Genomic DNA, 9279 nt, shown 5'->3' on the forward strand with positions numbered 1-9279 from the left:
TCTTTTGCGTTATCTCGACTGCAACGCCTTCATCGGCCGCCCGGCGGGGCACCGGCCGCACCTCACCCGCGCGGTGAGCGCGGCCGACCTGGTCGCCGAGATGGACCGGGTCGGCGTCCACGAAGCGGCGATCTATCACGTGCTCGCCCACGAGTACGCCCCGGAGACCGGCAACGACCTGCTGCTGCGCGAGCTGGAGCAGGCGCCGCAGGGGGTGCGGGAGCGGCTGCGCCCGGTCGGCGTGGTGCTGCCGCCGCACACCGGGGAGATGCCGGAGCCGGAGCGGCTGGTGGCCGATCTGCTGGCGGCCGGCGTGCGCATGGCGCGGGTGTTCCCGTCGTCGGTGATGGCCGGGCATCGGTTCTCACTCGCCTCCTGGTGCTCCGGAGAGTTGCTGGCCGAGCTCGAGCGGGTGCGCATGCCGCTCGCGGTCGACTTCACCCTCTTCCGGCGCGGCGAGCCGCCGTGGCGGGAGATCCACGACCTGGCGGACGAGCACCCCGGGCTGCCGGTGATCCTGATGGACGTCCAGGGCCGCAACAACCGCACGCTGTATCCCCTGCTCAAGCGGTTCGGCAACCTGCTCGTGCAGTCGGCCGGGTTCAACGTGCACTGCGGCCTCGAGGACCTGGTCGCCCGCTTCGGCCCGCACCGGGTGGTCTTCGGCTCCGGCTTCCCCCTCCGCTCCCTGGGCGGGGCCCGGCTGCACCTGGACCGCGCCGACCTGCCCGAGGCGGACAAGGAGCTCATCGCGTCGGGAACGCTGACCCGGCTGCTGTCCGAGGTCGAGATCAAGGAGGCGGTCGCGGATGCCCGCTGACACCATGGAACCGGACAAGACCCCTGAATTGGACAAGACGCCGCCGACCGACTGGCCGCTGGTCGTGGACGCCCACTGCCATCTGGGCGCGTTCCGCAACTTCCACATCCCCGGCAACGACATCGACGCCATGGTCGGCGTCATGGACCTGCTCGGCGTGGACGTGGCCGTGGTGGCGGCGCACGCCGGCATCTACGCCGACTACCGGTTCGGCAACGACCAGGTGATGGAGGCGGCCCGGCGGCATCCCGGCCGGGTGCTCGGCTACTGCTGCATCAACCCCAACTACGCGGGGGAGGTCCGCGACGAGCTGGAGCGCTGCTTCGCCGACCCGGCCTTCCGCGGCGTCAAACTGCACCCCGAACTGCACGGCGACTATCCGCTCGACGGGCCCGCGTACCGGCCGGTCTGGGAGTTCGCCGCGGAACGGGGCGTGCCGGTGCTGTCCCACAGCTACTTCGCGGGCGATCCGCTCGGGGTGTTCGCGGCCCTGGCCGACGAGTATCCCTCGGTGCCGCTCCTGCTCGGTCACGCCGGTCTCGACTACGGCCTCGACCGGGTCGTGGACGTGGTCGCCGGCCGCCCGAACATCCACCTCGACCTCACCGGCCCGCTCTCCTGGGACGGCGTCGTCGAGTTCCTGGTGCGCGAACTCGGGTCCGGGCGCCTGGTCTACGGCAGCGACATGCCGTTCATGAACGCCGCGCTCCAGCTGGGCGGGTGCGTGTACGCCCGGGTGGACCGCCAGGACAAGGAGCGCATCCTCGGGGCCAACGCCGCCGCGCTGTTCCGGGTGGACACCATGACGGAGGTGGCGGCATGACCCGGCTCGCCGGACGCACCGCCCTGGTGACGGGGGCGGCCCGCGGCATCGGCCGCGCCGTCGCCGCCAGGCTCGCCGCCGAGGGCGCCCGCGTCACCGCCTGCGACGTCCAGGCCGACCGGCTCGCGGCCACGGTGGCGGAACTCGACGGCGCGGTGGAGCCCCTGGTCGCCGACGTCGCCGACCACGCCGCGATGGCTCGCCTGATCGGCGAGCGGCCCGTGCCGTACGACGTGGTGGTGAACAACGCGGCCGTCGCGCCGCGCATCCCCCTGGCCGACCTGAGCCCCGAGGACCTGCGGGAGACGCTGCGGGTCAACGTGGAGGCGGCCGTCTTCATCAGCAGGGAGGCCGGGCGGGCGATGTGCGCGGCCGGCCGGGGTTCCATCGTCAACGTGGCCTCGGTCAACGCGATGCGCGGCCAGCCCGACATGCTGCACTACAACGCGTCCAAGGCGGCGCTGGTGTCGGTCACCCAGACGCTCGCGGTCGAGTACGCCCGGTTCGGCGTGCGGGTGAACGCGGTCTGCCCGGGCTCGACGTGGACCGAGATCTGGGAGGAGAGCGGCTGGGACGAGGAGACCAAGGCCCATTTCACCGGCCGGATCCCGCTTCACCGGTTCGCCGCCCCAGACGAGATCGCCGCGGCGGTCGCGTTCCTCGCCGGGGACGACGCGTCGTACGTGACGGGTCACGCGCTCGTCGTCGACGGCGGCCTCACGGTCGGCATGTAGTGACCCAGTTCTCGATCTTCTGTAGTCCGCTGGACCTGGCGGGGGAGGGCGTGGGCACGGTCCTGCGCAACGTCCGCGAGCGCGCGGGCGTCGAGCGGATCGCGCCGGCCGTGGCCTACCACGCGGCCCGCGACCTGCTGCCGCACAACCCCCTGCGGGCGGTGGCGGACGGCGGCGCCGGCGTCTGCTTCACGCCCGAGTGGGACCGCTATCCGAGCCCGGCTCTGCGGCCCGCGGAGAGCGAGTTCGCCATGGGCCGCGACCTGCTCGGCGAGCTGTGCGGCGCCGCCGGGTCGTACGGCGTGGAGGTGGACGCCTGGATCGTGTACCTCCACGACGACGGTCCCGGGGCGCGCCCCGGTGTGGTGCGCAACCTGTACGGCGACGCGTATCCGCACGTGCTGTGTCCCGCCTCCCCGGAGGTGCGGGCGTACGCGGTGGCGCTCACGGAGGACGTGTGCCGCTATCCGATCGGCACGGTGCTCGCGGAGGCGCCGCACTGGCTGCCGTTCGAGCACGGCTACGGGCACGAACGCCGGTCGGTCCCGCTCGACGAGGCCGCCGCGCTCCTGCTCGGGCTGTGCTTCTGCCGGCACTGCCGGCAGGCGGGCGGCGAACGCGGGGTGGCCGTGCCCGACCTGCTCGCCGCGGCCCGGGCGCACGTCGAGGCCTGTTTCACCGGCGACCCGCCCGTGCCCGGCTCGGCCGGCCGGGTGTGGCGGGCCGGGCTGCGGGAGTACCTCGCCGCGCGGTGCGAGCGGGTGACCACGCTGGTCGCCGACCTGGCCGCGGCGGCCGCCCGCGCCGGGGCCGGATTCCGGCTCATCGACCTGTCCGCCGGGCTGCTCGGCTGGGCGGACGGCCGTCCCGAGGGCCCGCCCGGCGTCGCCACGACCGGGGAGCTGGGGGTCGACCCGGCCGGGGTCGGCCGGATCTGCCCGATCACCGTCACCGCCTACGCCCGTGACCCGATGCGGGTGCGCGAGGAGACGGCCGCCTACCGGGGCGCGGCCGGGTCCGCGGCGCGTCTCGGCGTCGCCCTGCGCCCGATGAGCCCCGACTGCGACAGCGCCGAGAACCTCGCCCGCAAACTCGGCGTCGCCCGCGATCTCTGCCTGGATCGCGTGGATCTCTATCACTACGGTCTGAGCCCGCTCGCGGCTCTGGACCGCATCCGCGAAGCACGCGCCATCGCCGCACGTCGAACCCACACCGAGGAGGAACCCGGATGCACCGACGTCGAAGCATCCTCTTAGCCGGGATCGTCGCGGCGACGATCTGCACGGGCCCGTTACCGGTCCCCGCGCAGGCGGAGCCGGTGCCCCCGCCCCTGGGCGGCCAGCAGGTCTGGCCGACCCTGAGCCAGCCGTACGTCGAGGGCGTGCGGGAGGCGCTGCGGTCCGGGACGGACCTGTGGGGTGAGCACCTGATCTCCACGCCGGAGGGCCCCACCTTCGAGAACATCAAGGACTACCTGGTGCCCATCGCGACGGGCGGCGTCGCGACCGGCGAGCCGGACAACGGCGCCCTCGGCGTCTCCGACACCGGCTACCACTACCTGCCGCTCACGCTGCCGCAGGGCGACACGGCGAAGACGCAGTCCCCGCCCGAGCCGACCTCCAACCACTACGCGCTGCACACCGCGGACGGCAGCGGCATCACCGCCGACTGGCACACTCCGTGCGAGGCCGCGCCCTGGACGAAGGACTACTCGGAGGCGTTCACCGCCCGCTGCGCGAACTTCTGGCAGGCCCAGTTCTTCGTGGGCGCCGACGGCGCCGAGCGCTACGGCTCCGACCTCGGCAGGCTGACCGGGCAGACCCTGCTCGACGGCTACCTGCCGGTCCTGCGCACGGGCTACCGCGACGCCGCCGGGGTGGACTACGTCCAGGAGTCCTTCGCCGCCCGCGTGCCCGAGACCTCCTCCCTCGTGAGCTTCGTGAAGATCACCGCTACCGGCAGGGGGACCGCCCGTGCCGCGAAGGTCCGCGTCCACGTACGGGACCCGAAGAACCCCGGCCTGACGCTGGACGGGCACAAGGTGAAGGCCGGCCGGAACGTCTACCTGCTCGCCGACGGGCGGCCCGCGCTCGCCGGCGGCGACCTGACCTACGACCTGGACCTGTCCAAGGGGGCGCGCACCGTCACCCTCGTCGTGGTCAACAACCCGGGCGAGGTGCGCGGCGACGGCGTCCCCGCGCTGCGCCGGTACCAGTCGGCGCGCGAGGAGGTGGCGCGCTACTGGCGCGGCAAGCTCAACGGCGGGGCGAAGATCTCCATCCCCGAGGAGTACGCGACCGACGCGCTGCGCAATCTGCTGATCCAGAACCTCACCATGGGCTGGCGCTACAGCATCGGCAACTTCTACGAGCAGCAGTACGTGCCGGAGATGGTCGACACGGTGTCCGCGCTGGGCGAGTTCGGCTTCACCGAGGACTACCGGAACAACCTGCAGACGCTGCTCGACCTGACGAAGGAGGGCGGCCCCGCCTACCCCGTCATGTACCGGAACTGGGAGCAGGGCGCCAAGCTGCTGGGCGCCGCCCGCTACTACCGGCTCACCGGCGACCGGGGATTCATCGAGCGCAACCTGGACAAGCTGCGCGGCTACCTGGACGACTACGTCCGGCAGGCCGCGGCCGACCCGCACGGCATCCTGGAGAAGCAGCGCTGCTGCGAGGACAACTGGAACGACGGATACTGGACGCACTCCCAGCTCGTCTCGTGGTGGGGCTGGCGTGACATGGTCGAGGTGTTCCGCCGGACGGGCCGTCAGGACCTGGTGGACGCCTACGCGGGGCCGTTCGAGACCTTCAGCGACAAGCTGCGGGCCGTGATCGACGCGTCGAAGGTGGAACTGCCCGACGGATCCATGTTCGTGCCCAGGGAACTGCTGTCCGGCGACCAGCCGTACGAGACGATCACGCAGACCCGCGACTCCAGCTACTGGAACCTGCTGGCCTACTACGGCTACTCCTCGGGCTTCTTCACCGAGGAGGAGAGCGCGAAGCTGCTGAAGTACGTCCACACGCACGGCGGCACCTTCCTCGGCATGGTGCGGTTCAACTACACCGGACAGGCGATCGGCGACTGCAATCCCGACGGGCTCGCGGGCTACGAGGGCACCGGCGTGGACCAGGTCTACGGCTACCAGTACAACCGGTTCCTCGCCGCCAACGACCAGGCCGACCGGCAGGTGCTCTCCTTCTACGGGCAGCTCGCCCACGGGTTCTCCCGCGACACGTTCACGGTCGGGGAGGGGGCGAACCTCGACCCGTGTCCCGGCAAGTTCTACCGCGGCACCTGGCTGTCGCCGCTGAGCGCCAACAACGCCTCGTTCCTCAAGGACCTGCGCGAGATGCTGGTGCACGAGGAGGGCGACGAGCTGGGCAGGCCCACCGGCCTGCGGCTGGCCTCGGCCACACCACGCGGCTGGCTCGCGGACGGCAAGACCGTGGGAGTCGGCGATCTGCCCACCGTGTACGGCCAGGTCGGCTACACGCTCACCTCCCAGCTGTCGAAGGGAGTGGTCCGCGCCGACGTGCGGCTGCCCTCCGGCCTGCGGGGCGCCGGCGTGAAGCTGCGGCTGCGGGTGCCCGCCGGTCACACCCTGACCGGGGCGAAGGCGGGCGGCCGTACGCTGCCGGTGAGCGGCGACACGATCGACCTCACCGGCCTGAGCGGACACGTCACCGTGACGGCGCGGTTCTCGCGCTGACCGGCCTGATCTCCCTGGCCTGACCTGGCATCTCGGCGTGACGGCACTGCTTTCACGCTGACCGGCCTGCCGCGGCGGCGAACTGGCGATGGCGCGCCGCCCCGGCAGCAGGCGGGCGGGGCCCGGTTGGGCTCCGCGGTCCCGTCCGCCACCTGCCCTGCCGCCGCCGCCCGCGGTGAGCCGGACGGCCCGGGTGCGTTCTTCCCCTGCCGGGCCCGGCTCGTACAGGCTGGGCGCACAACCTCTCATCGACTCGTGAAGGCACGCTTATGCGACTTGTTCGTGGCCACCTCCCCGATGACACCTCGGGCCCCGCACGCTGGGCCGTCCGTGACGAGGAGGGCGACCGCCTGCTCCCCGAGGACTTCTCGCTCGGGGAGGCGCTCTCGTCCGGCCTCGGCCACTTCCGCCGGTCCCTGGCGGCGGCGACCGGTGAGGCCGTGACGCTGGCCTCGCTCGCGGCCCCCGTGGACCGCTGGACGGAGGTCTGGGCCGCCGGGGTCACCTACCGCAGATCGCGGGAGGCGCGCAGGGAGGAGAGCCGCGCCCCCGACGTCTACGAGATGGTGTACGACGCTCCCCGCCCCGAGCTGTTCTTCAAGTCACTCGGCTGGCGGGTGCGCGGGCACGGGCAGGCGATCGCCGTACGGCCCGACTCGTCCTGGAACGTCCCGGAGCCTGAGCTGGCCGTTGTCGTCTGCGCCAACGGGGAGATCGCCGGTTACACCATCTGCGACGACGTGAGCTCCCGTTCCATCGAGGGCGAGAACCCGTTGTACCTCCCGCAGGCGAAGGTCTACCTCGGCGGAACCGCGCTGGGGCCGGGCATCCGCCCCGCCTGGGAGGTCCCCGACCCGTACGACCTCGGCATCCGCATGGGCATCTCGCGCGACTCGCGGGAGATCTGGACGGGCTCGGCGAGCACCGGCATGCTGCACCGGCGGATCGACGACCTGGTGGAGCACCTCCTGCGCGCCGACCGCCATCCGTACGGCGTGGTCCTGGCCACCGGCACCTGCCTCGTGCCCGAGTCGGACTTCACGCTGACGCCGGGCGACGAGGTGCGCATCGAGATCGACGGCCTGGGCCGTCTGGTCACCCCCGTGGGCACGGTCGCGGACATCGACCCCTGACCGGGAGAGCCGCCCGGTGACCGGGCGTCCCGGAGGTGCCGGCGGCCTCGCAGGGCGCGGGGAACGGGGCCGCCGTCGCCCGGCGAGGAAGCGTCAGGGCGAGGCGCTCGCCTGCTCGCCGGGCGAGGCGGCCGGCGTGCCGTGCGCCGCCCGGGCGGCGACGATGGCGTCCGCATGGTCGCGGATCCAGGCCGTCAGACCTCGCAGCGGTTCGCTGATGCCGGCGCCGAGCGGTGTCAGCCGGTAACTCACCTGGGGCGGCGCGGACGGCACGACGGTGCGGTGCACCAGGCCGTCCTGGGCGAGCGTGCGCAACGTCTGGGAGAGCATCTTCTCGCTGATCCCCTCGATCTTCTCGCGCAGCTCGAAGAACCTGAGCGGTCCGCCGGACAGCGCGGTCAGCACCAGCACGCCCCAGCGGCTCGTGACATGCTCCAGCACCATGCGTGCGGCGCAGCCGCTGTGAAACTCGTCACTCAACGGCTCCGCCTCCGCCGTCCGGCCTGGACCCCGACTCCGACCTCATGAACTTACCTCAAGGTACGTCCTTACCAATAGAAAGCCGGTTTCCTATCGTGACCCGTCGAGTCGAAGGGAGCTGGAAATGGAGAAGGTCGCGCTCGTGACAGGTGCCGGCCGGGGGATCGGCGCCGCGGCCGCCCGGGAGCTGGCGGCACGGGGATATCACGTGATCGTGAACTACCGTCGCGACGAGGCGGCGGCCAAAGCCGTGGTCGACGCGATCGAGGAGGCCGGGGGGACCGCCGAGCCCGTCCGCGCCGATGTGCGCGAGCCGCGGCAGGTGGAGGACCTGATCGCCGCCTGCCGTCGTCTCGACGTCCTGGTGTGCAACGCGAACATCCAGCCGCCGTTCGCCCCGTTGGCCACGATGACCTGGGAGGACTTCGCCGGGAAGGTCATGGGTGAACTCGCCGCCGTCTTCCACGTCAGCAAGCTCGCTCTCGCACTGATGCGAGAGCGGCGACAGGGCCGGATCGTGTACGTCTCCAGCGTCAGCGCCGAAGCGGTCCGTCCGGGAGCCGTCGCGCACGGCACCGCCAAGGCGGCCCTGGAGGCGTTCGCCCGCCAGGTGGCCGGAGAAGCCGGGGCGTACGGGATCACCGTCAACATCGTGGCCCCCGGCGGCGTCCGCACCGACGCCTCGGCCGGGCTTCGCACCCCCGAAGCGGAGGCCGCCCTGGGCAGGCGTTCGGTCCTGGGGCGCATGCTGGAGCCCGAGGACGTGGCCGCGGTGATCGCCGCCGTGGCGGCCGGGGGCTTCCACGCCGTCACCGGGACCCGTGTCGCCGTGGACGCCGGACACGGCGTCATCATCGGCCGGTGAGGCCGTCAGCCGGGCGATCACCGGGACCGCCCGGCACGTGTCCTCATTGGCCGGTGGCACCGTCGATCCGCTCGCGGAGCAGGTCGGCGTGTCCGTTGTGGCGCGCGTACTCGGCGATCATGTTGACCAGGACGCGGCGCAGCGAGATCGGCTGTCCGGTGGCGCGGTGGACACCGGTCTCGTCCAGTGAGCGGGCGGCGGCCACGATCTCGCGGGAGCGCTCGCACTCCGCCCGCCACACGGCGAACGCCTCGTCGACGTCCCCGTCCAGATCCTCGAAGTCCTGGTCGGGGTCGTCGTCCGAGTAATAAAGGAGCGGGACGTCCTCGCCGGCGAACTGGATGCGGAACCACCACCGCTCCACGCCCCCGAGGTGCCGGAGGATCCCGTGGAGACTGAGCCCGGACGGCGGCACCGCCTTGTCCGACAGCCGATCCTTCGGGACGCCCGAGCACTTCAGCGCGAACGTCTCGCGGTGCCAGTCGAGGAAGGCCGTGAGGATCTCCCGCTCGTCGCCCACGAGGGGAGGGGCGGACCGGGAATCCTCGTCCCATTTCTTCGAGTAGTTCGCCTCGGGAATCTCGCTCATGGGCCCGACCCTGCCAGACACCCCCGACAGTTCCGCCCACCGCCCTCCCGGCCGGTGCGGCGGCCGTTCGCGTCCGGGCCCGGTTTTGTCGGAGCGCGTGGCTACTGTGCGGCGCGT

The 9279-nt window shown here is 72.3% G+C and carries 9 protein-coding genes; 7 read left to right on the forward strand and 2 right to left on the reverse strand.

The window, feature by feature from the left end; genetic code table 11:
• Positions 1–4: 4 nt before the first annotated feature.
• From ACQEVJ_RS13475 to ACQEVJ_RS13500, 6 genes are all read left to right on the forward strand, one after another.
• Entirely contained in the window at positions 5–820 is an 816-nt protein-coding gene (locus ACQEVJ_RS13475; RefSeq protein WP_433100712.1) for an amidohydrolase family protein, read from the forward strand.
• Positions 810–1643, forward strand: coding sequence for an amidohydrolase family protein (locus tag ACQEVJ_RS13480; protein ID WP_433100714.1), 834 nt, complete (start codon positions 810–812; stop codon positions 1641–1643). The genes ACQEVJ_RS13475 and ACQEVJ_RS13480 overlap by 11 nt, the downstream gene beginning before the upstream one ends.
• The gene (locus ACQEVJ_RS13485; RefSeq protein ID WP_433100716.1) at positions 1640–2377 is read left to right on the forward strand and encodes an SDR family NAD(P)-dependent oxidoreductase; all 738 of its coding nucleotides are present in this window, start codon (positions 1640–1642) and stop codon (positions 2375–2377) included. Before ACQEVJ_RS13480 ends, ACQEVJ_RS13485 begins: the two co-directional genes overlap by 4 nt.
• A complete protein-coding gene (locus ACQEVJ_RS13490) occupies positions 2377–3633 on the forward strand; it encodes a hypothetical protein (protein WP_433100718.1) in 1257 nt (418 codons plus the stop codon). Before ACQEVJ_RS13485 ends, ACQEVJ_RS13490 begins: the two co-directional genes overlap by 1 nt.
• Positions 3606–6095 (forward strand): hypothetical protein, encoded by a 2490-nt coding sequence (locus tag ACQEVJ_RS13495; protein ID WP_433100720.1) that lies wholly within the window; start codon positions 3606–3608, stop codon positions 6093–6095. The genes ACQEVJ_RS13490 and ACQEVJ_RS13495 overlap by 28 nt, the downstream gene beginning before the upstream one ends.
• Before the next feature lie 269 nt (positions 6096–6364).
• Positions 6365–7228: a fumarylacetoacetate hydrolase family protein gene (locus ACQEVJ_RS13500; RefSeq protein ID WP_433100722.1), complete on the forward strand. Its 864-nt coding sequence runs from the start codon at positions 6365–6367 to the stop codon at positions 7226–7228.
• A gap of 93 nt (positions 7229–7321) precedes the next feature.
• On the opposite strand, the gene ACQEVJ_RS13505 is transcribed toward ACQEVJ_RS13500, so the two are convergent.
• Positions 7322–7708, reverse strand: a complete 387-nt coding sequence (locus tag ACQEVJ_RS13505) for a winged helix-turn-helix transcriptional regulator (RefSeq protein ID WP_433100724.1) — start codon at positions 7706–7708, stop codon at positions 7322–7324.
• Between the two features lie 124 nt (positions 7709–7832).
• Between ACQEVJ_RS13505 and ACQEVJ_RS13510 the strand changes: the two genes are divergently transcribed.
• Entirely contained in the window at positions 7833–8573 is a 741-nt protein-coding gene (locus ACQEVJ_RS13510; protein WP_433100726.1) for an SDR family oxidoreductase, read from the forward strand.
• A gap of 43 nt (positions 8574–8616) precedes the next feature.
• Here ACQEVJ_RS13510 and ACQEVJ_RS13515 read toward each other — a convergent pair whose 3' ends face one another.
• A complete protein-coding gene (locus tag ACQEVJ_RS13515; protein WP_433100728.1) occupies positions 8617–9162 on the reverse strand; it encodes a DinB family protein in 546 nt (181 codons plus the stop codon).
• Positions 9163–9279 lie beyond the last annotated feature (117 nt).

This window comes from Microbispora sp. CA-102843, assembly GCF_050936215.1.
Classification (GTDB): domain Bacteria; phylum Actinomycetota; class Actinomycetes; order Streptosporangiales; family Streptosporangiaceae; genus Microbispora.

What these genes read in the sequence shown, in the direction of transcription:
- ACQEVJ_RS13495 (WP_433100720.1), top strand. Translation starts at nt 3,606, where the DNA reads ATGCACCGACGTCGAAGCATCCTCTTAGCCGGGATCGTCGCGGCGACG.
- ACQEVJ_RS13485 (WP_433100716.1), top strand. Translation starts at nt 1,640, where the DNA reads ATGACCCGGCTCGCCGGACGCACCGCCCTGGTGACGGGGGCGGCCCGC.
- ACQEVJ_RS13515 (WP_433100728.1), bottom strand. Translation starts at nt 9,162, where the DNA reads ATGAGCGAGATTCCCGAGGCGAACTACTCGAAGAAATGGGACGAGGAT.
- ACQEVJ_RS13500 (WP_433100722.1), top strand. Translation starts at nt 6,365, where the DNA reads ATGCGACTTGTTCGTGGCCACCTCCCCGATGACACCTCGGGCCCCGCA.
- ACQEVJ_RS13510 (WP_433100726.1), top strand. Translation starts at nt 7,833, where the DNA reads ATGGAGAAGGTCGCGCTCGTGACAGGTGCCGGCCGGGGGATCGGCGCC.
- ACQEVJ_RS13480 (WP_433100714.1), top strand. Translation starts at nt 810, where the DNA reads ATGCCCGCTGACACCATGGAACCGGACAAGACCCCTGAATTGGACAAG.